Raw genomic sequence first — 22,210 nt, 5'->3', positions numbered from 1 at the left:
CGGGAACCGGGATAATCGCTCCATGGCAGCAGAGGTTCGTCCGCGGCTGACCGTGCTCTCCGGCCCCTCCGGGGTGGGCAAGAGCACGGTCGTCGCGCATATGCGCAAGGTTCACCCCGAGGTATGGCTCTCGGTGTCGGCCACCACCCGCAAGCCGCGGCCCGGTGAGCGGCACGGAGTCCACTACTTCTTCGTCAACGACGACGAGTTCGACAAGCTGATCGCCAATGGCGAGCTGCTGGAGTGGGCCGAGTTCGCGGGCAACCGCTACGGCACCCCCCGGAGCGCCGTGCTGGAACGCCTGGACAGCGGCGAGCCGGTGCTCCTGGAGATCGACCTGCAGGGCGCCCGGCTGGTCCGGGAGTCCATGCCGGAGGCCCAGCTGGTCTTCCTCGCCCCGCCGAACTGGGACGAGCTGGTGCGCCGGCTCACCGGCCGCGGCACCGAGGCGCCCGAGGTCATCGAGCGCCGGCTGGCGGCCGCCAAGGTCGAACTCGCGGCCGAGTCCGAGTTCGACACCACCCTTGTCAACACCTCCGTCGAGGACGTAGCACGCGAGCTGCTAGCCTTGATGGAAGTTGTTTGATCTTTTACCCATCTTCGGAAGGTAGAGCGTGTCCTCTTCCATCACCGCGCCCGAGGGCATCATCAACCCGCCGATCGACGAGCTGCTCGAGGCCACCGACTCGAAGTACAGCCTCGTGATCTACGCGGCCAAGCGGGCGCGTCAGATCAACGCGTACTACTCGCAGCTCGGTGAGGGCCTGCTGGAGTACGTCGGCCCGCTCGTGGACACCCACGTCCACGAGAAGCCGCTGTCGATCGCGCTGCGCGAGATCAACGCGGGTCTGCTGACCTCCGAGGCCATCGAGGCCCCGGCCCAGTAGGGCCGGCAGGCAGGCAGAGATTCCTTTCACCACAGGCCCGGCAGGGAGACTGCCGGGCCTGTGGTGTGTCACAAGCATGAGTCGAGTCCGGGAGTAGCAGTGGTCAAGCCGAAGGTCGTGCTGGGTGTCAGCGGCGGGATCGCCGCGTACAAGGCCTGTGAGCTGCTGCGGCGGCTGACCGAGTCCGGGCACGACGTCCGGGTGGTGCCCACCGAGTCCGCCCTCCACTTCGTCGGCGAGGCCACCTGGTCGGCGCTGTCCGGCCACCCCGCGTCCACCGAGGTGTGGGAGAGCGTCCACGAGGTCCCGCACGTGCGGATCGGGCAGGCCGCCGACCTGGTCGTGGTGGCCCCCGCCACCGCCGACATGCTGGCCAAGGCCGCCCACGGCCTCGCCGACGACCTGCTGACCAACACCCTCCTCACCGCCCGCTGCCCGGTGGTCTTCGCCCCGGCCATGCACACCGAGATGTGGGAGCACCCTGCCACCCGGGAGAACGTGGCCACGCTGCGCCGCCGCGGGGCCGTGGTCATCGAGCCCGCCGTGGGCCGACTCACCGGCGTGGACACCGGCAAGGGCCGGCTGCCGGACCCCGAGGAGATCTTCGAGGTCTGCCGCCGGGTGCTCGCCCGCGGCCCGCAGCCCGAGCGGGACCTGGCGGGCCGGCACGTGGTCGTCAGCGCCGGCGGCACCCGCGAGCCCCTCGACCCGGTCCGCTTCCTCGGCAACCGCTCCTCCGGCAAGCAGGGCTACGCCCTGGCCCGTACGGCCGTGGCCCGCGGGGCCCGGGTGACCCTGGTGGCGGCCAACACCGCGCTGCCCGACCCGGCCGGCGCCGACGTGGTCCGCGTGGGCACCGCCGTACAGCTGCGGGAGGCCGTGCTCAAGGCCGCCGCCGACGCGGACGTCGTGGTCATGGCGGCCGCCGTCGCCGACTTCCGGCCGGCCGAGTACGCCACCGGGAAGATCAAGAAGAAGGACGGGGAGGAGCCCGCGCCGGTCGCGCTGGTGCGGAATCCGGACATCCTGGCCGAGGTCTCGGCCGAGCGGGCCCGTCCCGGACAGCTGGTCGTCGGCTTCGCCGCGGAGACCGACCAGGTGCTCGCCAACGGCTGGGCCAAGCTCCGGCGCAAGGGGTGCGACCTTCTCGTGGTCAACGAGGTCGGCGAGTCCAAGACCTTCGGATCCGAGGAGAACGAGGCGGTGATCCTCGGTTCCGACGGCACCGAAGTGCCCGTTCCCCATGGCCCCAAGGAGGACCTCGCGGATCTCCTCTGGGACCTCGTCGCCCCCCGACTTGCCTGATTCGAACGGGCAGTTGGCGGAGTCGCCGCGTGGGGCGCAGGGCGCGACGCGCCCTGCGCGGCGGCCCTTGTTCGCCCCCTCGCGGGTAGGCAAGAATGAAGTGCCGCAGGTCACAGGGCTCCCACTAGGCGAGACACGTGGTCTGGTGCACGGCAGTGACCGATAAACTGAACGCGGGACCAGGCCGGGAGCAGCCTCCGGTACGGTGCCGTCAAATGATCAGCCAGCAGCCGCTGCAACCCCAGGGAGCGATGTGTCCCGCCGCCTGTTCACCTCGGAGTCCGTGACCGAGGGCCACCCCGACAAGATCGCTGACCAGATCAGCGACACGATCCTCGACGCGCTCCTGCGCGAGGACCCGACCTCCCGCGTCGCCGTGGAGACCCTGATCACCACGGGTCTCGTGCACATCGCGGGCGAGGTGACGACGAAGGCCTACGCGCCGATCGCCTCTCTGGTCCGCGAGAAGATCCTCGAGATCGGCTACGACTCCTCCAAGAAGGGCTTCGACGGCGCCTCCTGCGGCGTTTCCGAGTCCATCGGCGCGCAGTCCCCGGACATCGCGCAGGGTGTCGACACCGCGTACGAGAAGCGGGTCGAGGGCGATGACGACGAGCTCGACAAGCAGGGCGCCGGCGACCAGGGCCTGATGTTCGGCTACGCCACCGACGAGACCCCGAACTTCATGCCGCTGCCGATCGAGCTGGCCCACCGCCTCTCGCGCCGGCTGGCCGAGGTCCGCAAGAACGGCACCATCCCGTACCTGCGCCCCGACGGCAAGACCCAGGTCACCATCGAGTACGACGGCGACAAGCCGGTCCGCCTCGACACGGTCGTCGTCTCCTCGCAGCACGCGTCCGACATCGACCTGGACTCGCTGCTCGCCCCCGACATCCGCGAGTTCGTCGTCGAGCACGTGCTCAAGCAGCTCGTCGAGGACGGCATCAAGCTGGAGACCGAGGGCTACCGCCTCCTGGTGAACCCGACCGGCCGCTTCGAGATCGGCGGCCCGATGGGCGACGCCGGCCTCACCGGCCGCAAGATCATCATCGACACGTACGGCGGCATGGCCCGCCACGGCGGCGGCGCCTTCTCCGGCAAGGACCCGTCGAAGGTGGACCGCTCCGCCGCGTACGCGATGCGCTGGGTCGCCAAGAACGTCGTCGCCGCGGGCCTCGCCGGCCGCTGCGAGGTCCAGGTCGCGTACGCGATCGGCAAGGCCGAGCCCGTCGGCCTGTTCGTGGAGACCTTCGGCACCGCCAAGGTGGACGTCGCGAAGATCGAGCAGGCCATCGCCGAGGTCTTCGACCTCCGCCCGGCCGCGATCATCCGCGACCTCGACCTGCTGCGCCCGATCTACGCCCAGACCGCCGCCTACGGCCACTTCGGCCGTGAGCTGCCGGACTTCACCTGGGAGCGCACCGACCGCGTCGAGGCCCTGCGCGCCGCCGCCGGCCTGTAGGCCCCCGCGCCGCGCACAGCAACGCCGCACGGCCCCGGACCACCTGGTCCGGGGCCGTACGGCGTTGTCGGTGCCGTTTGGTAAGAATGCGGTGTGAGCAGCGCGAACGACTCCGGAGAGCGGCCCGCGGACCAAGGTCCCGGCGGCCCGCCCGAGCAGCTCGCGCTGATCCGGGACACCGTCCGCAGGGCGAAGGCCGCGCCCAAGGCCAAGCCCCGCACCTGGCGGGGGGCCGCCCTCGCCCCGGAGCTCCCCGTCGCCCGCATCCTCGTGAACAAGGGCGTGCTCCACCTCGACCAGCTGTGGGACTACGCCGTTCCCGCCGAGCTGGACGCGGCCGCCCAGCCCGGGGTCCGGGTCCGGGTCCGCTTCGGCGCCGGCTCGCACCACGTCCGCGAGGGCCGCCGCGAGGGCGGCGGGCTCATCGACGGCTTCCTCGTCGAGCGCCGCGCCGACACCGACTACAACGGGCCGCTCGCCGCCCTCGCCCACGTGGTCTCGCCCGAGCCGGTGCTGACCCCCCGGATGCTGGCCCTGACCCGCGCGGTCGCCGACCGGTACGCGGGCAGCCTGGCCGACGTGCTCCAGCTCGCGGTGCCCCCGCGCAACGCCAGGGCCGAGGCCGAGCCCTCCCCGGCGCCGCTGCCCCCGCCGCCCGTGCCCGCCCCCGGCAGCTGGCAGCGCTACGGCTCCGGGCCCGCCTACCTGCGCGCCCTCGCGGCCGGAGCCAATCCGCGGGCAGTGTGGACGGCGCTGCCCGGACCGGGCTGGGCGCAGGAGCTGGCCCGGGCGATGGCCGCGACCCTGGCCTCCGGGCGCGGCGCCCTGGCGGTACTGCCCGACGGTCGGTCCCTGGCCCGGCTGGACTCCGCCCTCACCGAGGTCATGGGGCACGGCCGGCACGCGGTGCTGACCGCCGGCTCCGGGCCCGAGGAGCGCTACCGCCAGTGGCTGGCCGTGCACCGGGGCTCGGTCCGCGCCGTGATCGGGACCCGCTCCGCGATGTTCGCTCCCGTGCCCGACCTCGGCCTGGTCGCGATCTGGGACGACGGGGACTCCAGCCACGGGGACGACCACGCCCCCTTCCCGCACGTGCGCGAGGTCCTCGAACTGCGCGCCGCCCACGACGGCTGCGCCTTCCTGCTCGGCTCGACCTCCTGCACCGTCGAGGCGGCCCAGCTCGTCGAGTCCGGCTGGGCCCGCCCGCTGGCCGCCGACCGGGCGCAGGTACGGGCCGCGGCCCCGCGGATCCGGACCGTGGGCGACGACGACCTGGGCCGGGACGGGGCGGCGCGCGCCGCCCGCCTGCCCAGCCTGGCCTGGGAGGCGGTGCGGGAGGGCCTGAAGTCCGGACCGGTGCTGGTCCAGGTGCCGCGGCGGGGGTACGTGCCCCGGCTGGCCTGCGAGCGCTGCCGCACCCCGGCCCGCTGCCGGCACTGCGCCGGCCCGCTGGAGGCCCCCGACGAGCGGGAGCTGCACTGCGGCTGGTGCGGGCGGCCCGAGGGATCCTGGCACTGCGAGACCTGCGGCTCGGTGCGGCTGCGGGCGCAGGTGGTGGGCGCCCGGCGCACCGCCGAGGAGCTGGGCCGGGCCTTTCCGGCCGTGCCGGTGCGGACCTCGGGCCGCGAGCACGTGCTCGACTCGGTGCCCGACCGGCCGGCGCTGGTGGTCAGCACCCCCGGGGCGGAGCCGGTGGCCGAGGGCGCGGGCTACGCGGCCGCCCTGCTCCTCGACGGCTGGGCGATGCTCGGGCGGCCCGACCTGCGCGCCGCCGAAGAGGCGCTGCGCCGCTGGATCGGCGCCGCCTCGCTGGTCCGCGGGCAGGAGGCGGGCGGCACCGTGGTCGTGGTGGCCGAGGCCACCCTGCGGCCGGTGCAGGCGCTGGTGCGCTGGGACCCCGTCGGGCACGCGGTGCGGGAACTCGCCGAGCGGGCCGAGCTGGGCTTCCCGCCGGTGTCCCGGATGGCCTCGGTGGCCGGGGCGGCGGAACCGCTCGCCGAGTTCCTCGCCGGGGTGCGGCTGCCCGCCGACGCGGAGGTGCTGGGACCCGTGCCCCTGCCCGGGCGCCGGGGCGTGGCCGATGCGGGGGAGCGGGCGCTGATCCGGGTGCCGCCGGGCAGCGGGGCCGCACTGGCGGCCGCCCTCAAGGCCGCCCAGGCCGCCCGGATGGCCCGCGGCCCCGCCGACCCGGTCCGCGTCCGCATCGACCCCCTCGACATCGGCTGAGGCCCCGCGGCGGGCCGGGCGTGGACGCGGAACTGCCCTGCAGGGAGGGGAAGGCCCTGCAGGGCAGCGCTTGCGGGGGCCGGCGGGGGCGCCGGCCGGGCTCAGCCCGTGCGCGGGCCGGGGAAGGCCCCGGTGCGGGCGGCCGCCTCCTCGCGCAGCGTCTGGCTGCCCGAGGTCGGCTGCGGCGGCATCGCCCGGGCGGCGGGCACCGACGGCATGGCGAGGGTCCGCGTCGTCGTGCCCTCGGCCAGCGGCTCGGCCTCCGCCGTGGCCGCGCCGGCGGCACCCGCCCGGCGGGCCCCGTAGCGCCGGTGCACGGCCTGCTTGGTCACACCGAGCGCGGAGCCCACCGCGTCCCAGGAGAAGCCGAGCGAGCGGTCGAAGTCCACGGCGGCGGTCACCAGCGTCTCCACGCTGTCCCGCAGTTCCTGGGCGAGGCGGACGGTGGGCGCGGGGGCCCGCCCGTACACGACGAAGCCCGTGGACGGGCCGGAGCGGCGCGGACGGTACACGTTGCCGAGCTGGGCCGTGAGCGTCCGCAGAGCATCCACCTGCCGGCGGACCCGTTCGATGTCCCGCACCAGTAGATGCAGGCTGGCCCGCGCTTGGGCGTCGTGGGTGGCGTGGTCGGCCATGTACAAGCCTCTCGAACCGGCGTCGAAACGGACGGGCCGCGGCGCAAATGCGGCCCGATTCGGTCAATCTCTCTTGACCAACGCTCGATCCGGCGAGTGGTCACGCACCGGGGGCGTGTCGGCATATGCGAGAGGCGCGCAGGTGTCCGTACGCCCCCCGGATGAGCGGGGGCCGCACGGCCCCTAGACTGGGAGGCTGCTCGTCGCCAGCCACCCGAGATAGCGAGGTAAGACCCCGGTGAAGCTCGTCTTCGCAGGCACCCCCGAGGTGGCCGTGCCCGCCCTCGACGCCCTGATCGCCTCCGGCCGGCACGAGGTCGCCGCCGTGGTCACCCGCCCCGACGCACCCGCGGGCCGCGGCCGCCGGCTCGTGGCGAGCCCGGTGGCGGAGCGCGCCGCCGAGGCCGGCATCGAGGTGCTCAAGCCCGTCCGCCCGCGCGATCCGGAGTTCCTCGCCCGGCTCGCCGAGATCGCCCCGGACTGCTGCCCGGTCGTCGCCTACGGCGCGCTCCTGCCGAAGGCCGCGCTCGACATCCCCGTGCACGGCTGGGTCAACCTGCACTTCTCGCTGCTTCCCGCCTGGCGCGGTGCGGCGCCCGTGCAGCACGCCGTCATGGCCGGCGACGAGCTCACCGGCGCCTCCACCTTCCGCATCGAGGAAGGCCTCGACACCGGCCCGGTCTTCGGGGTGCTCACCGAGCACATCCGGCCCACCGACACCAGCGGGGACCTGCTGACCCGGCTCGCCTTCGCGGGCGCGGGCCTGCTCGCCGCCACCATGGACGGCATCGAGGACGGCAGCCTGCGCGCCGAGCCGCAGCCCGCCGAGGGGGTCAGCCTCGCCCCCAAGATCACCGTCGAGGACGCGTGCGTGGACTGGTCGGCCCCGGCGCTGCGCGCCGACCGGGTGGTCCGCGGCTGCACCCCGGCCCCCGGGGCCTGGACCGTGTTCCGCGGGGAGCGGCTCAAGCTGATCCAGCTGGCCCTGGACCCGGCGCGCACCGATCTCGCGCCCGGCGAGCTCGCCGTGGCGAAGAACAGCGTCCACGTCGGCACCGGCTCGCACGCCGTGGAGCTGGTGTGGGTGCAGCCGCAGGGCAAGAAGCCGATGAAGGGCGCCGACTGGGCCCGCGGCGTCCGCATCGCCCCCGGCGAGCGCCTCGGCGCCCCCGACGTACGCTGAGAGGGCCGGACCGGCTCTTCCTCTTTCTCACCACTTTCCGCGGAGCACCTTTCTCGTGACCGAACAGCCCCGTCGCCGTCCCGCCGCCAAGCAGGGTAAGCCGTACCGCCGCCCCCAGAAGGACCCCGTGCGGATCCTCGCCTTCGAGGCACTGCGGGCGGTGGACGAGCGCGACGCGTACGCCAACCTCGTGCTGCCCCCGCTGCTGCGCAAGGCGCGCGAGGACGCGGCGGCCAAGGGCGGTCGCTTCGAGGCCCGCGACGCGGCCCTCGCCACCGAGCTGGTGTACGGCACCCTGCGCCGCCAGGGCACGTACGACGCGGTCATCGCGGCCTGCATCGACCGCCCGCTGCGCGAGGTGGACCCGCCGGTGCTCGACGTGCTCTCGCTCGGCGCCCACCAGCTGCTCGGCACCCGCATCCCCACCCACGCGGCGGTCTCCGCCAGCGTGGAGCTGGCCCGCGTGGTGCTCGGCGACGGCCGGGCCAAGTTCGTCAACGCCGTCCTGCGCCGGATCTCCGCCCACGACCTCGACGGCTGGCTGGAGCAGGTCGCGCCGCCGTACGAGAAGGACGCCGAGGACCACCTCGCCGTGGTGCACTCGCACCCGCGCTGGGTGGTCTCCGCCCTGTGGGACGCCCTCGGCGGCGGCCGTGCCGGCATCGAGGACCTGCTCGAAGCCGACAACGAGCGCCCCGAGGTCACCCTCGTCGCCCGCCCCGGCCGGTCCACCCGCGAGGAACTGCTGACCGCCGTCGGCGAGGAGTCGGCGCTGCCCGGCCGCTGGTCCCCGTACGCCGTGCGGCTCGCCGAGGGCGGTGAGCCCGGTGCCGTCGAAGCCGTGCGCGAAGGCCGGGCCGGGGTCCAGGACGAGGGCAGCCAGCTGGTCGCCATGGCCCTGGCCAACGCCCCGCTGGAAGGCCGCGACGAGCGCTGGCTCGACGGCTGCGCCGGCCCCGGCGGCAAGGCCGCCCTGCTCGGCGCCCTGGCCGCGCAGCGCGGAGCCGCCCTGCTGGCCTCCGAGAAGCAGCCGCACCGGGCCCGCCTGGTGGAGCGGGCTCTCGCCGGGAACCCCGGCCCCTACCAGGTCATCGCCGCGGACGGCACCCGCCCGCCGTGGCTGCCCGGCTCCTTCGACCGCGTCCTCATGGACGTGCCCTGCTCGGGCCTCGGCGCGCTGCGCCGCCGGCCCGAGGCCCGCTGGCGCCGCCGCCCCGAGGACATGGACGGCTTCGCCCCGCTCCAGCGCGGGCTGCTGCGCGAGGCGCTGTCCGCGGTCCGCGTCGGCGGGGTGGTCGGCTACGCCACCTGCTCCCCGCACCTGGCCGAGACCCGCGTGGTCGTCGAGGACGTGCTCAAGGGCCGGGGCGGCGCCCGTCCCGTCGCGGCCGAGTGGATCGACGCCCGCCCGCTGATGGAGGGCGTACCCGGGCTGGGCGAGGGCCCGGACGTCCAGCTGTGGCCGCACCTGCACGGAACCGATGCGATGTACCTGGCGCTCCTGCGGCGGACGGCGTAGCGGATCCCGTACCGGGCCGGCCCCCCGGAAGCGAGGGGCCGGGGCCGGAAGGCGCAAGCGGCATGGCACGCTTGGGGGCATGGCCGTTCAGATCAATCCCAGCATCCTGTCCGCGGACTTCTCCCGACTCGCCGACGAGGCGAAGGCCGTGGAGGGGGCCGACTGGCTGCACGTCGACGTCATGGACAACCACTTCGTCCCGAACCTGACGCTCGGCGTGCCGATCGTCGAGTCGCTCAGCCGGGCCACGGACATCCCGCTGGACCTGCACCTGATGATCGAGGACCCGGACCGCTGGGCCCCGCAGTACGTGGAGGCGGGCGCCGGCTCGGTCACCTTCCACGCGGAGGCGGCCGGGGCCCCGGTTCGGCTGGCGCGGGAGATCCGGGCCAAGGGCGCGCGCGCCTCGATGGCCCTCAAGCCGGCCACCCCGATCGAGCAGTTCGAGGACATCCTCCCCGAGCTGGACATGCTGCTGATCATGACGGTCGAGCCCGGCTTCGGCGGCCAGCCCTTCCTGGACGTCATGCTGCCGAAGATCCGCCGTACCCGGGAGCTCATCAGCAAGCACGGACTGGAGCTGTGGCTCCAGGTCGACGGCGGGGTCTCGGCCACCACGATCGAGCGGTGCGCGGAGGCCGGCGCCGACGTGTTCGTGGCCGGCAGCGCCGTCTACGGGGCGGTGGACCCGGCCGCCGCCGTGCGCACCCTGCGCGAGCAGGCGGGCGCCGCGATCGCCGCGGCCCCGTGGGCGTGCGAGCACTGAGCGCCCGCGGGTGGAGGCCCGGTGGACGGCTTGGTGAACGGCAGCTGTCCGGGCTGATCAACGGCCGCCGGATCTGACAGGATGAACGGCGAGTCGAGAGTGTGAACAAAGCTAAGGAGATCGCGGTGTCTGGTGTGTCGGCGGGTCGGTCAGCCCTGCGGATGGGACCCGCGGAGCTGGTGCAGGCGGCGGCCATGGCCCGCCGCTTCTACCTGGAGGGCAAGTCCAAGATCCAGATCGCCGAGGAGTTCGGCGTGAGCCGCTTCAAGGTGGCCCGGGTCCTGGAAACCGCCCTGGAGCGGGACCTCGTCCGGATCGAGATCCGCGTGCCCGCCGAGCTGGACGCCGAGCGCTCCGATGCGCTGCGCGCCCGCTACGGGCTGCGGCACGCGGTCGTCGTGGAGTCCCCGGCCGATGCGGCCGAGGACGCCCCGGACCCGGAGAACCTGGGCGCGGTCGCGGCCGACCTCCTGGGCGAGCTCGTCAACGAGGGCGACGTCCTCGGCCTGGCGTGGGGCCGCTCGACCATCCACATGGCGGCGGCCCTGCACCGGCTGCCCCCGTGCACCGTGGTGCAGCTGACCGGCGTGTACGACGCGGGCACCGCCGAGCGCGGCTCCGTGGAGGCCGTACGCCGGGCCGCGCAGGTGTCCGGCGGGGATGCGCACCCCATCTACGCCCCGATGCTGCTGCCCGACCCGGCGACGGCGGCCGCACTGCGCAACCAGACCGGTATCGCGCGCGCCTTCGAGTACTTCGACAAGGTGACCGTGGCGGCCGTGTCCATCGGCTCCTGGGAGCCGGGCATCTCGACGGTGCACGACATGCTGACCGACGAGGAGCGGGCGCACTACGCCTCCCTCGGCGTCGCCGCCGAGATGTCCGCGCACCTCTTCGACAAGGACGGCCGGCGGGTCGGCCGGGACCTCGGCGAGCGCTGCATCACCGTCGAGGCGGACCGGCTGCGCCGGATCCCGGAGGTCGTGGCCATCGCGGGCGGCCTGCGCAAGGCCGCGGCCATCGGCGCCGTGCTGCGCTCCGGGCTGGTGACCAGCCTGGTGACGGACACCGCCGCCGCGGACTACCTGCTGACCGAGTCCGCACCGGGACTGCGCCCGGCCCTGGACCGCGCGGACCCGGACACCCTGGCGTCCTGACCCCCGACGGCGGCCCGCCGGTGCCGCCGGGTCCCCGGCCTCCGGGCCGCTCCGGCGCGTCGGCGGTTCGCGGAACCCGGGGGCTTCTGCCAGCATCGGCAGCATGATCTTCCGGAACCTGCCCTTGCAGTTGCTGCGGGCCCTGGGGGCCGTGTTCCTCTGCGTGACCCTGGTGGCCGCGGCGGCCGGCTGCGCGGGCGGGAAGCAGGCGGCCCCGGGCGCCTCCTCCGCAGGCGATCCCGAGGCCGCGGCCACCGCCCCGGCCACGCCCGGGTGGGCCCGGGGCATGCGGACCGTGCGGGAGGCCGACCTGCCCCCGCAGGCCCGCGACACCCTGCGCCTCATCGACCGCGGCGGCCCCTTCCCGTACCGGCAGGACGGCACGGTCTTCGGGAACTTCGAGCGCGTGCTGCCCCGTCAGGAGCGCGGCTACTACCACGAGTACACGGTGAAGACCCCCGGGGTGCGGACCCGCGGGGCGCGCCGGATCGTGACCGGGCAGGGCGCGGAGTTCTACTACACGGACGACCACTACAAGACCTTCAAGGCGGTTCTCCGATGACCCTGGACCCCCAGCCGCTCGCCCCCGCCCTGGCGGCCGCCCGGGAGGCCGGGCGGAGCGTGGTCGTGCTCGACCTGGACGGCGTACGCACCAAGGCGGCGCTCATGGAGCGGTGCGCGCGGGCCCTGGAGCTGCCGGACTGGTTCGGGCGGAACTGGGACGCGCTCGCCGACGCGCTGACGGACACCGACTGGCACCCGGGGGAGGGGGCGCCGGTGCTGCTCGCCGTGACCTCCTGGCAGGAGTACGCCGGGGCCCGGCCGCGGGACTGGGAGGTGTTCCGCGAGGTGCTGGAGGGCGCCGCCGAGTACTGGGCGCAGACCGGGGGCGCCGGGTCCGGGGCCGAGTCGGGTGCGGGTCCGCGTACGGGTGCGGGTGCGGAAGGCGGTCCGGGGCTCGTCGTGCTCCTCGCGGCCGGGTAGCGTCACGGGGAGGGCGCGGCGCGCCCGCTCTCTGCCGTTGCACCACCGGGAACAGCGGGAAGGGGAGGCACAGATGGCCTGCACGGTCCTGCCGGAGGGGTCCGCCGAGGGGGTCTCCGCATCGCTGGACGCCCTGGTGCCCCTGGTCTTCGAGTCCTTACCCAGGCGGGACCAGCGGAACTGGGCCCGCGTCTACCTGGACGGACTCGTCTCCACGACGGGCAAGAAGACCATACGCAACATCGCCGGGGCCGGTTCGGGATGCGTCGAACAGAGCCTCCAGCAGTTCATCAGCAAGTCGCCCTGGGACTGGACCCCGGTCCGCCGCTCCCTGGCCCGCTACCTCGACGCCGCCGCCCCGCAGCCGGTGGCCTGGGTGGTCCGGCCGCTGGTCATCGAGAAGGCGGGGGACCGCTCGGTGGGAGTGGGCCGCCAGTTCGTCCCGCAGCTGGGCCGCACCGCCAACTGCCAGCAGGCCAACGGCATCTGGCTGGCCTCCGGAGAGGCCGGGTTCCCCGTCGAATGGAGCCTGACCCTCCCGGTGCCCTGGACCACCGAGCGGCAGCGCCGCCGGGCGGGCATCCCCGAGGCCGCCCGCTCGCTCAGCCCCGCCCAGGACGCGGTACTCGCCGTGCGCCGGATGGCGGCCGGCTGGCAACTGCGGCGCAGGCCCGTGGTGATGGAGGTCGGCAGCGCCGAATTCCTCCCCTGCGCCGCGGCCTTCGCCGTCCAGGGCATCCCCTTCCTGTTCAAGGTGGACGGCGCCCTGCGGGTGACCTCCGCCGGGACCGGCCGGCACCGGGCGGCCCCGCACACCGCCCCGGCCCGGGAACTCCTCGGCGCGCTCCTCGCACACCGCCGGGCCGTCGAGTGGCGCGAGGCCTCCGGGGCGCGCACCGCCCTGCTCGCCGCCGCCCCGGTGACCGCCGCCCCCGCCCGCGAGGGGGGTCCGGGCCCGGCCGCGCCCGGGACCGGCCCGCTGCTGCTCCTCGGGGCCTGGGGGCAGGAGGACGCGGCGCCCGCCGAGTTCTGGATCACCAACATGGCGGACCGGACACCGGCCCGGCTGTTCCTGCTCACCCGGCTGGCCGAACGGGTGGCCCGCGAGTGCTCCGCCGTCTGCGAACGGGTGGGCATCCGCGATTTCGAGGGCCGCTCCTTCCGGGGCTGGCACCACCACGCCACCCTCGCCAGCGTGGCCCACGCGGCCACCCTCCTCGGCGGGACCCGCGGGGGCGCCGGCCGCCCCGCACCGGCCGCACCGTCCGCCCCGCAGGACCGCTCCCAGGGGCGGTTTTCGGCCGTCCGGACCGAAAGACCCGTAGGAACAGACCAACGGGCCCGGTATGTCCTGGACGATTGTCCCGGGAGTCGCAATGGTCCGGACATGGGAGAATGAAGTACGTGCGTTTTCCTCGGCTGCCGCCCTGTCCGAGGTACCTCCGATCGACTGGGATGTCTGCACGTGCGTTTCCTCAATGACCTCAAGCCGCCGTACGACCTGACGTACGACGACGTTTTCATGGTGCCGAGCCGCTCCGCGGTCGGCTCCCGCCAGGGCGTCGATCTCTCCTCGCCCGACGGCACCGGTACGACCATCCCGCTCGTGGTCGCCAACATGACCGCGATCGCCGGCCGCCGCATGGCCGAGACGGTCGCCCGCCGCGGCGGCATCGTGGTCATCCCGCAGGACATCCCGATCGAGGTCGTCACCGACGTCATCTCCTGGGTGAAGACCCGCCACCTCGTGCTCGACACCCCGATCACGCTGGCGCCCACCCAGACCGTCGCCGACGCCCTGTCGCTGCTGCCCAAGCGGGCCCACGGCGCCGGCGTGGTCGTCGACGAGCAGCAGCGCCCGATCGGCGTCGTCACCGAGCACGACCTGTCCGGCGTGGACCGCTTCACCCAGCTCTCCGAGGTCATGTCGAAGGAGCTGCTGCTCATCGACGCCGGCATCGACCCCCGCGAGGCCTTCAACAAGCTCGACGCCGGCCACCGCAAGCTGGCCCCGGCCGTGGACCAGGACGGCCGCCTCGTCGGCATCCTGACCCGCAAGGGCGCCCTGCGCGCGACCCTCTACACCCCGGCCGTGGACGCGAACGGCAAGCTGCGCATCGCCGCCGCCGTCGGCATCAACGGCGACGTGGCGGGCAAGGCCAAGCAGCTGCTCGACGCCGGCGCCGACACGCTGGTGATCGACACCGCGCACGGCCACCAGGAGAAGATGATCGAGGCGATCAAGCTGGTCCGCGCGCTGGACCCGCAGGTCCCGATCGTGGCCGGCAACATCGTCGCCGCCGAGGGCGTCAAGGACCTCATCGAGGCCGGCGCGGACATCATCAAGGTCGGTGTGGGCCCCGGCGCCATGTGCACCACCCGCATGATGACCGGCGTGGGCCGCCCGCAGTTCTCCGCGGTCCTGGAGTGCGCCGCCGAGGCGAAGAAGTACGGCAAGCACGTCTGGGCCGACGGCGGTGTCCGCCACCCGCGCGACGTGGCGATGGCCTTGGCCGCCGGCGCCTCGAACGTCATGATCGGCTCCTGGTTCGCCGGCACGTACGAGTCCCCGGGCGACCTCCAGCAGGCCGCCGACGGCCGCCTGTACAAGGAGTCCTTCGGCATGGCCTCCGCCCGCGCCGTGCGCAACCGCACCTCGGACGAGTCCGCGTACGACCGGGCCCGCAAGGCGCTCTTCGAGGAGGGCATCTCCACCTCGCGGATGTTCCTGGACCCGCAGCGCCCCGGCGTCGAGGACCTGATCGACTCGATCATCGCCGGTGTCCGCTCCTCCTGCACCTACGCCGGTGCCGGCTCCCTCGCGGAGTTCGAGGAGAAGGCCGTCGTCGGCATCCAGTCCGCGGCCGGCTACGCCGAGGGCAAGCCGCTGCACGCCAGCTGGAGCTAGTACCGAAGCGCTGCCGCGAGCAGTACGCCCGCGGCCCGCGCAGCAGGCCCGTGGCCCCCGTCCGCACCGGACGGGGGCCACGGGCCTTTTCGCGTACGCGGCTCCTGCGTGCCCGGCCGCTATCCGGCGAAGCCCTCCTCGCGCAGGGACTCCGCCACCGCCGCGCCGAGCACCGCGTGCCCCTCGTCGTTCGGGTGCAGTCCGTCCGCCAGGTGCTCCGGGCGCAGCAGCGGCAGGCCCGGCAGCAGGGCGAGCCGCCGGTCGCCGGCGAGTATCCGCTCCCGCACCGCCCGCTCCATCGCGGCGCGCAGCTCCGCGAGGGTGGCGCCGAGCCGGTTGGGGGTGTGCTCGGCCTCGGGGCGCAGGACGGGGGAGACCAGCTGGAGGGGGACCTCCGGGTGGCCCTGGCGGACCAGTTCGAGGAAGGTCCGGGTGGTCTCGTAGAGGAGGGGCACCGAGTACGGGATGCGCGACCAGCAGTTCGTGCCGAACGCGAGCGTGATCAGGTCGGCGGGCAGGGTGGCCAGCTGTTCCGCGGTGGGCAGCTCGCCGCGGGCGGCGCCCGCGTAGCCCAGGTTGACCGTGTCCACCCCGAGGGCCCGGCCGGCGACGGCGGGCCAGCCGTGGGCCGGGCGGGTGGACCACCAGCCCTCCGTGATCGAGTCCCCGTGCACCACCCATCGGGGGGCGGGCTCCGGCGGTAGCACCGCCCCGCCGATCCCGCGGATGCCGAGCACCAGGGGGGACTGGGCCTCGGGCGGGTAGAGGGTGTACGGGCCGAGGCCGGGCGGCAGGGCGAGCCGTATGACGGACTCCTCGGCGGGCTCGGTGAACAGCTCGGTCAGCAGTCCGTACCGGTTCCACAGCGAGAACACGTGCGCGAGGTCCCGCAGGGCGTCGGTGGGGCCGGGGACGGTGGCCCGGTAGCGGATCTCCACGGCCTCCGTGCCCGGCCCGGCGCGGAACTCCAGCCGCACCCCGATCGGCAGGGTGGCCCGCTCCCCGGTGTCCCAGGGCAGCCGCATGGAGTCCGCCGGATCGGCGCGCACCACCCGGCCGCCCTCCAGCCAGGCCACCCCGCGCAGGTACGGGACCGGGTCCAGCCACGCGTCCTGCCCCTGCCCGGCCCCCCGGGTCTCCTGCCCGCCCACCGGTCTGCTCACCGGTCTCCTCCGATCCTCGGATTCGGGAAACTCACGCCCATCACTCACCCCCCATCACTGCCCAGACAGCCGCCCCGGGACGCCGGGGAACATGGCTGAGCAGACGCAACGGAGCCGGATTTCTGACGGGTTGTCAAGAGCGGCGCATGGTCCAGACCACGCATTGATCGAACGGTCACGCGCAACAAAGGTCCATTCCGGACGGATGCGCGCAATGATCGTGCACGAACGTGCAAGGATGGTGCATTACGGGCGGGAACCCCCAGCTCGTAGGCTCACTCGCTGTACGTGGAGTGGCGCGACCGCCCTGCCCGCGGTCCCCCCTGGCTCGACCCTGCCCCCGTTCGGGTCGGCCCCGCTCCGGACCGTCGCGGTCGACGCCAACCCCTCTCCCCGCAGTGACAAGGAGTCCCCCTGTGCTGGACCACGGCCAGGCGCCACCCGTTTCGCCCGCTTCCTCCCCTGCGGCGCGCGGCTCCCGCAACCCGCTGCTGCGCCGCAAGCCGGTCGAACAGCTGGTCGCCGAGGGCGGCCACGGCGAGGGCGGCTCGCTCAGGCGCTCGCTGACCATGTGGCAGCTGACGATGATCAGCATCGGCGCGACCCTGGGCACCGGCATCTTCGTGGTGCTCGGCACGGCCGCACCCAAGGCGGGCCCGGCCGTGATGATCTCGTTCGTCATCGCAGGCCTCACCGCACTCTTCTCGGCCCTGTCCTACGCCGAGCTGGCCGGCTCCGTCCCGGTCTCCGGGTCCTCGTACTCGTACGCCTACGCCACCATGGGCGAGTTCATCGCCTGGATCTGCGGCTGGTGCCTGGTCCTGGAGTACGGCGTGTCCGTGGCGGCGGTGGCCGTCGGCTGGGGCGGGTACCTCAACGAACTCCTCGACGGCACGATAGGCGTCACCATCCCCGAGAGCGTGTCCGCGCCGCTGGGCGAGGGCGGGTTCATCAACCTGCCGGCGCTGATCGTCGTGCTCCTCTCCATGGTCTTCCTGATGCGCGGCGCCAAGGAGAGCGCGCGCATCAACTCGGCCATGGTCGCCGTCAAGATCGTCACCCTGGCGCTCTTCATCGGCATCGGCTTCATGGGCATCAAGGCCGGCAACTACGCCCCGCTGGCCCCGCTCGGCATCACCGGCATCAGCGCCGGCGCCGCCTCCCTCTTCTTCTCGTACATCGGCTTCGACGCCGCCTCCACCGCAGGTGAGGAAGCGAAGAACCCGAAGAAGGACCTGCCCCGGGCGATCATGCTCTCGCTGCTGATCGTCACCGTCCTCTACGTCCTCGTCGCGTTCGTCGCGGTCGGCGCCATGCCGTGGCAGGACTTCGAGGGCACCGAGGCCGCGCTCGCCCAGATCATGACCGACGTCACCGGCCACAGCTTCTGGGGCGTCGTCCTCGCCGCGGGCGCCGTCGTCGCCATCGCCTCCGTGGTCTTCGCGGTGCTCTACGGCCAGACCCGCATCCTGTTCGCCATGTCGCGCGACGGACTGGTCCCGAAGACCTTCGCCAAGGTGGACGAGAAGTCCGGCGCGCCCCGCGCCAACGTGGTCATCGTCTCCCTCTTCTGCGGAGCGCTCGCGGCCTTCATCCCCCTGGGCAAGCTCGCGGACGCCACCAGCATCGGCACGCTGTTCGCCTTCGGCCTCGTCAACGTCGCCGTGGTGGTGCTGCGCAAGACCCGCCCGGACATGCCGCGCACCTTCAAGGTCGCGCTCTTCCCGATCACCCCGATCCTCGGTGTGGCGGCCTGCATCTACATGATGTTCAGCCTGGACACCATGACGTGGATCGTTTTCGGTGGCTGGATGGTCGTCGGCGTCGTGATCTACTTCCTGTACGGCATCCGCCGCTCGGAACTCGCCACAGCAGAGAAGTGATCCCCCCGCAGTGCGACTGAACGATCTCGACGAACGCATCGTCCACGCCCTCGCCGAGGACGCCCGCCGCTCCTACGCCGACATCGGTTCGGAGGTCGGCCTGTCCGCGCCCGCCGTCAAGCGGCGCGTGGACAGGCTGCGGGCCGAAGGGGCCATCACCGGCTTCACCGTCCGGGTGGACCCCGCCGCCATGGGCTGGGAGACCGAGGGCTTCATCGAGATCTACTGCCGCCACAACACCTCGCCGGACGACATCCGGCGGGGCCTGGAGCGGTACCCCGAGGTGGTGTCCGCGTCGACCGTCACCGGCGACGCGGACGCCCTCGTCCAGGTCTTCGCCTCCGACATGCGCCATTTCGAACGCGTACTGGAACGCATCGCCGGCGAGCCCTTCGTGGAGCGCACCAAGTCCGTCCTGGTGCTGTCCCCGCTGCTCAGGCGCTTCACCTCGGGTTCCCCGGGCTGAGCGGCTCCGCGCGGGGAGGGGGCCGTACCTGTCCTGTGGACGGGACCAGGCGCAACGAATCGACGTTCGGCGCGCAGAACGCGCAACGAATCGTTCGGCAGCGTGCAATGGTCGCGCCTTGTCCGGGCCGAAGGGCGCACCGTACGGTCTAAAGGTCCCCAGGAAACCCCTCACGCCCCAGAGGTCGCTCATGCCCCAGCTGCGCACCGCACTGCTCCAGAGCTCCGGACGGCTCGGCGACGTCGCCGAGAACCTGAAGGTCCTCGACCAGGCGGCCGAGCGTGCGGCGGGTGCCGGAGCGGGCCTGCTGATCAGCCCGGAGATGTTCCTCACCGGGTACGCGATCGGCGAGGACGTGCCGAAGCTGGCCGAGGCGAGCGACGGCATGTCGGCGCGGGCCATCGGGGAGATCGCCCGCCGCCACGGGATCGCCGTCCTGTACGGCTACCCGGAGCGCGACGGCGAGGCGGTGTACAACTCGGCGCAGCTGATCGGCGCCGACGGGACCGCGCTCGCGAACTACCGCAAGACCCACCTCTTCGGCTGCTTCGAGCAGGACAGCTTCGTGCCGGGCGACACCCCGGTGGTCCAGGCCGAGCTCGGCGGGCTCACGGTCGGGATCATGATCTGCTACGACGTCGAGTTCCCGGAGAACGTCCGCGCCCACGCGCTGGCCGGTACCGACCTGCTGGTGGTGCCCACCGCACAGATGCACCCCTTCCAGTTCGTGGCCGAGCACCTCGTGCCGGTCCGGGCCTTCGAGAGCCAGATGTACGTCGCCTACGTCAACCGGACCGGTCCGGAAGGCGAGTTCGAGTTCGTCGGCCTCAGCTGCCTGGCGAGCCCGGACGGCGTGACCCGCACCCGCGCCGGACGCGGTGAGGAAATGGTCTTCGGCGAGGTGGACCCCGAGCTCCTGGCCGCCTCCCGCGAGAACAACCCGTACCTGCGCGACCGCAGGCCCGGGCTGTACGACTCCCTCGTCTGACAGCCCCCTCCGCCCTCCCCCCTGCACCCCCCTGCCCGCAAGGAGTCGTACCCCATGACGTCCACGGTCCCCACCGCCGTCCCGCACACCGACGGCCAGCCGCCGATCACCATGTTCGGCCCGGACTTCCCGTACGCCTACGACGACTTCCTGGCACACCCCGCGGGCCTGGGCCAGATACCCGCCACCGAGCACGGCGCCGAGGTCGCGGTCATCGGCGGCGGCCTGTCCGGCATCATCTCGGCGTACGAGCTCATGAAGATGGGCCTCAAGCCGGTCGTCTACGAGGCGGACCAGATCGGCGGGCGGCTGCGGACCGTCGGCTTCGACGGACCGGAGACCGGCGGGCTGACCGCGGAGATGGGCGCCATGCGCTTCCCGCCGTCCTCGACCGCGCTCCAGCACTACATCGACCTGGTGGGCCTGAAGACCGAGCCCTTCCCGAACCCGCTGGCCGAGGCCACCCCCTCGACCGTGGTCGACCTCAAGGGCGAGACCCACTACGCGGAGACCATCGACGACCTCCCGCAGGTCTACCGCGACGTGTCCGCCGCCTGGAACGCCTGCCTGGAAGAGGGCGCGGACTTCTCCGACATGAACACCGCGATGCGCGAGCGGGACGTCCCGCGCATCCGCGAGATCTGGGCCAAGCTCGTCGAGAAGCTCGACGACGAGACCTTCTACGGCTTCCTCTGCAAGTCGCAGGCCTTCAAGTCCTTCCGGCACCGCGAGATCTTCGGCCAGGTCGGCTTCGGCACCGGCGGCTGGGACACCGACTTCCCGAACTCCATCCTGGAGATCCTCCGCGTCGTCTACACCGAGGCCGACGACCACCACCGCGGCATCGTCGGCGGCTCCCAGCAGCTGCCGCTGCGCCTGTGGGAGCGCGAGCCGGAGAAGATCGTCCACTGGGCTCAGGGCACCTCGCTGTCCTCGCTGCACGAGGGCGCGCCCCGTCCGGCCGTGACCCGCCTGCACCGCACCGCCGGCAACCGGATCACCGTGACCGACGCCTCCGGCGACATCCGCACCTACCGCGCGGCGATCTTCACCGCCCAGTCGTGGATGCTGCTGTCGAAGATCGAGTGCGACGACTCGCTGTTCCCGATCGACCACTGGACGGCGATCGAGCGCACCCACTACATGGAGTCCTCGAAGCTGTTCGTGCCGGTGGACCGGCCCTTCTGGCTGGACAAGGACGAGGAGACCGGCCGTGACGTCATGTCGATGACGCTCACCGACCGGATGACCCGCGGCACCTACCTGCTGGACAACGGCCCGGACAAGCCGGCCGTGATCTGCCTGTCGTACACCTGGTGCGACGACAGCCTGAAGTGGCTGCCGCTGTCCGCGAACGAGCGGATGGAGGTCATGCTGAAGTCCCTCGGCGAGATCTACCCCAAGGTGGACATCCGCCGCCACATCATCGGCAACCCGGTCACCGTCTCCTGGGAGGACGAGCCCTACTTCATGGGCGCGTTCAAGGCCAACCTGCCGGGCCACTACCGCTACCAGCGCCGCCTGTTCACGCACTTCATGCAGGACCGGCTGCCCGAGGACAAGCGCGGTATCTTCCTCGCCGGCGACGACATCTCCTGGACGGCCGGCTGGGCCGAGGGCGCCGTGCAGACCGCGCTGAACGCGGTCTGGGGCGTCATGCACCACTTCGGCGGCCAGACCGACGGCTCGAACCCGGGCCCCGGCGACCGCTACGACGAGATCGCCCCGGTGGAGCTCCCCGAGGACTGATCCGTCCCCCGACCCGGGCCGCCGCCGTGCACTCTGGAGCCTGCACGGCGGCGGCCCGCAGCCATGTCCCAGTCCCCGCGCTGCGCGGGGACCAGCAGGCAGCGGCCGACCAGGCCCACCCCGGAGTCCAGGGATTCGGCGAACTCCTCGGCGAGTTCGGGGGAGCCGCGCAGCGCCCACAGCAGCCGGGCCGCGGCCCAGGCCCCGGCGCGGGCCCGCTGGAGGCTCCACGAGCCCAGCAGGTGCGTGAGCGGATCGGCGATCTCCAGGAGGTCGGGGCCCGGCATCAGCTCCTCGCGGATCCGCTCCTCCAGGGTGATCAGCGTCTCGCCGACCTGGTCGAAGTCCCGCTCCAGCGCGGGCGGTTCCAGGTGCAGGGCGTGGCAGGTGGCGACCACGGCGAGGGCCAGGTCGTGGCCGATGTGGGCGTTGATGCCCGCCAGTGCGTGCTGGAGCGGGCGGATGCCGGGGTGGCGCCGGTACTGGAACAGCGGCCGCCAGCAAGCCGGGGTGGGTCGCCCCTCGGCGGCGGCCTCCACCGCGGCCAGATAGCGCTCGGCGAACCGGGAGGCCAGGGTCGCGGCCGTCCGGCGCACCGGGAACTCCCCGGCCCTCATCCGCCGGTGCAGCTCCTCGGTGACCGCCAGGTACACGCGGTTGAAGACCGCCACGCCGTCGTGCGCAGGCAGCAGTTCGTCCAGGGCGCGCATCCGCGTGAGTACGGCTTCCATGCACGCAGGTTCGCAGGCGGCGGGCCGGGTGCGGTGGACTTGGACCGCCGCTTCGCCGGTTCGGGCGAATGCGCGGGGGAGCGGAACGCGGCGGGGGGGGGGGGGGGGGAAACCGCCCCCCCCCCCCCCCCCCCCCCCCCCCCCCCCCAGACACCCCCCCCCCCCCCCCCCCCCTTCCCCCCCCCCCCCCCCCCCTCT

At 73.4% G+C, this 22,210-nt stretch carries 19 protein-coding genes and 1 pseudogene; 17 read left to right on the top strand and 3 right to left on the bottom strand.

Annotation, left to right across the window (positions count from 1 at the left end; genetic code table 11):
- The first annotated feature begins 22 nt into the window (after positions 1-22).
- From gmk to ACZ407_RS29150, 5 genes are all read left to right on the top strand, one after another.
- Positions 23-586, top strand: a complete 564-nt coding sequence (gene gmk, locus ACZ407_RS29170; RefSeq protein WP_468133422.1) for a guanylate kinase — start codon at positions 23-25, stop codon at positions 584-586.
- Positions 587-614: 28 nt separating this feature from the next.
- Positions 615-887: a DNA-directed RNA polymerase subunit omega gene (gene rpoZ, locus ACZ407_RS29165; protein ID WP_004948662.1), complete on the top strand. Its 273-nt coding sequence runs from the start codon at positions 615-617 to the stop codon at positions 885-887.
- Between the two features lie 99 nt (positions 888-986).
- On the top strand, positions 987-2,192 hold the full coding sequence (gene coaBC / locus ACZ407_RS29160) for a bifunctional phosphopantothenoylcysteine decarboxylase/phosphopantothenate--cysteine ligase CoaBC (protein WP_468133420.1): 1,206 nt from the start codon (positions 987-989) through the stop codon (positions 2,190-2,192).
- A 253-nt stretch (positions 2,193-2,445) separates the two neighbouring features.
- Complete coding sequence (gene metK / locus ACZ407_RS29155) at positions 2,446-3,654, top strand: methionine adenosyltransferase (protein WP_468133418.1); 1,209 nt, start codon at positions 2,446-2,448, stop codon at positions 3,652-3,654.
- Between the two features lie 93 nt (positions 3,655-3,747).
- Positions 3,748-5,880: a primosomal protein N' gene (locus ACZ407_RS29150; protein ID WP_468133416.1), complete on the top strand. Its 2,133-nt coding sequence runs from the start codon at positions 3,748-3,750 to the stop codon at positions 5,878-5,880.
- 101 nt (positions 5,881-5,981) lie between these two features.
- On the opposite strand, the gene ACZ407_RS29145 is transcribed toward ACZ407_RS29150, so the two are convergent.
- Positions 5,982-6,515: a hypothetical protein gene (locus tag ACZ407_RS29145; RefSeq protein WP_468133414.1), complete on the bottom strand. Its 534-nt coding sequence runs from the start codon at positions 6,513-6,515 to the stop codon at positions 5,982-5,984.
- A gap of 238 nt (positions 6,516-6,753) precedes the next feature.
- Here ACZ407_RS29145 and fmt point away from each other — a divergent pair, with 238 nt between their 5' ends.
- From fmt to ACZ407_RS29105, 8 genes are all read left to right on the top strand, one after another.
- Positions 6,754-7,698, top strand: coding sequence for a methionyl-tRNA formyltransferase (fmt, locus tag ACZ407_RS29140; RefSeq protein ID WP_468133412.1), 945 nt, complete (start codon positions 6,754-6,756; stop codon positions 7,696-7,698).
- Positions 7,699-7,753: 55 nt separating this feature from the next.
- The gene (locus ACZ407_RS29135) at positions 7,754-9,217 is read left to right on the top strand and encodes an RsmB/NOP family class I SAM-dependent RNA methyltransferase (RefSeq protein WP_468133410.1); all 1,464 of its coding nucleotides are present in this window, start codon (positions 7,754-7,756) and stop codon (positions 9,215-9,217) included.
- A 79-nt stretch (positions 9,218-9,296) separates the two neighbouring features.
- The gene (rpe, locus tag ACZ407_RS29130; RefSeq protein ID WP_468133408.1) at positions 9,297-9,983 is read left to right on the top strand and encodes a ribulose-phosphate 3-epimerase; all 687 of its coding nucleotides are present in this window, start codon (positions 9,297-9,299) and stop codon (positions 9,981-9,983) included.
- Between the two features lie 161 nt (positions 9,984-10,144).
- Positions 10,145-11,140, top strand: coding sequence for a sugar-binding transcriptional regulator (locus tag ACZ407_RS29125; protein ID WP_468133406.1), 996 nt, complete (start codon positions 10,145-10,147; stop codon positions 11,138-11,140).
- A 103-nt stretch (positions 11,141-11,243) separates the two neighbouring features.
- Positions 11,244-11,702: a guanyl-specific ribonuclease gene (locus ACZ407_RS29120; RefSeq protein ID WP_468133404.1), complete on the top strand. Its 459-nt coding sequence runs from the start codon at positions 11,244-11,246 to the stop codon at positions 11,700-11,702.
- Positions 11,699-12,124 (top strand): barstar family protein, encoded by a 426-nt coding sequence (locus ACZ407_RS29115; RefSeq protein ID WP_468133402.1) that lies wholly within the window; start codon positions 11,699-11,701, stop codon positions 12,122-12,124. Before ACZ407_RS29120 ends, ACZ407_RS29115 begins: the two co-directional genes overlap by 4 nt.
- Positions 12,125-12,197: 73 nt before the next feature.
- Entirely contained in the window at positions 12,198-13,523 is a 1,326-nt protein-coding gene (locus ACZ407_RS29110; RefSeq protein WP_468133400.1) for an IS701 family transposase, read from the top strand.
- 60 nt (positions 13,524-13,583) lie between these two features.
- Positions 13,584-15,032 carry a GuaB1 family IMP dehydrogenase-related protein gene (locus ACZ407_RS29105; RefSeq protein ID WP_468133446.1) on the top strand — a complete coding sequence of 483 codons (1,449 nt, stop codon included), beginning with the start codon at positions 13,584-13,586 and terminating at the stop codon, positions 15,030-15,032.
- 119 nt (positions 15,033-15,151) lie between these two features.
- Here ACZ407_RS29105 and ACZ407_RS29100 read toward each other — a convergent pair whose 3' ends face one another.
- On the bottom strand, positions 15,152-16,195 hold the full coding sequence (locus tag ACZ407_RS29100; RefSeq protein WP_468133398.1) for a GDSL-type esterase/lipase family protein: 1,044 nt from the start codon (positions 16,193-16,195) through the stop codon (positions 15,152-15,154).
- 416 nt (positions 16,196-16,611) lie between these two features.
- Here ACZ407_RS29100 and ACZ407_RS29095 point away from each other — a divergent pair, with 416 nt between their 5' ends.
- From ACZ407_RS29095 to ACZ407_RS29080, 4 genes are all read left to right on the top strand, one after another.
- A complete protein-coding gene (locus ACZ407_RS29095; protein ID WP_468133396.1) occupies positions 16,612-18,078 on the top strand; it encodes an amino acid permease in 1,467 nt (488 codons plus the stop codon).
- Positions 18,079-18,088: 10 nt separating this feature from the next.
- Positions 18,089-18,544: an Lrp/AsnC family transcriptional regulator gene (locus ACZ407_RS29090; protein WP_468133394.1), complete on the top strand. Its 456-nt coding sequence runs from the start codon at positions 18,089-18,091 to the stop codon at positions 18,542-18,544.
- A 190-nt stretch (positions 18,545-18,734) separates the two neighbouring features.
- Positions 18,735-19,532 carry a carbon-nitrogen hydrolase family protein gene (locus ACZ407_RS29085; RefSeq protein ID WP_468133392.1) on the top strand — a complete coding sequence of 266 codons (798 nt, stop codon included), beginning with the start codon at positions 18,735-18,737 and terminating at the stop codon, positions 19,530-19,532.
- A gap of 54 nt (positions 19,533-19,586) precedes the next feature.
- Positions 19,587-21,281, top strand: coding sequence for a flavin monoamine oxidase family protein (locus ACZ407_RS29080; protein ID WP_468133390.1), 1,695 nt, complete (start codon positions 19,587-19,589; stop codon positions 21,279-21,281).
- A gap of 86 nt (positions 21,282-21,367) precedes the next feature.
- Here ACZ407_RS29080 and ACZ407_RS29075 read toward each other — a convergent pair.
- Positions 21,368-22,012 (bottom strand): annotated as a pseudogene (locus tag ACZ407_RS29075) (DUF5995 family protein); the annotation flags it as partial.
- Positions 22,013-22,210 lie beyond the last annotated feature (198 nt).

The sequence above is a fragment of the Streptomyces sp. NPDC030809 genome (genome assembly GCF_055572195.1).
This window is presented reverse-complemented; position numbering and strand designations above follow the sequence as displayed.

Coding starts and splice junctions, on each gene's coding strand:
- ACZ407_RS29145 (WP_468133414.1), bottom strand. CDS start 6,515: ATGGCCGACCACGCCACCCACGACGCCCAAGCGCGGGCCAGCCTGCAT.
- gmk (WP_468133422.1), top strand. CDS start 23: ATGGCAGCAGAGGTTCGTCCGCGGCTGACCGTGCTCTCCGGCCCCTCC.
- ACZ407_RS29110 (WP_468133400.1), top strand. CDS start 12,198: ATGGCCTGCACGGTCCTGCCGGAGGGGTCCGCCGAGGGGGTCTCCGCA.
- rpe (WP_468133408.1), top strand. CDS start 9,297: ATGGCCGTTCAGATCAATCCCAGCATCCTGTCCGCGGACTTCTCCCGA.
- ACZ407_RS29085 (WP_468133392.1), top strand. CDS start 18,735: ATGCCCCAGCTGCGCACCGCACTGCTCCAGAGCTCCGGACGGCTCGGC.
- ACZ407_RS29080 (WP_468133390.1), top strand. CDS start 19,587: ATGACGTCCACGGTCCCCACCGCCGTCCCGCACACCGACGGCCAGCCG.
- ACZ407_RS29125 (WP_468133406.1), top strand. CDS start 10,145: ATGGGACCCGCGGAGCTGGTGCAGGCGGCGGCCATGGCCCGCCGCTTC.
- ACZ407_RS29115 (WP_468133402.1), top strand. CDS start 11,699: ATGACCCTGGACCCCCAGCCGCTCGCCCCCGCCCTGGCGGCCGCCCGG.
- ACZ407_RS29120 (WP_468133404.1), top strand. CDS start 11,244: ATGATCTTCCGGAACCTGCCCTTGCAGTTGCTGCGGGCCCTGGGGGCC.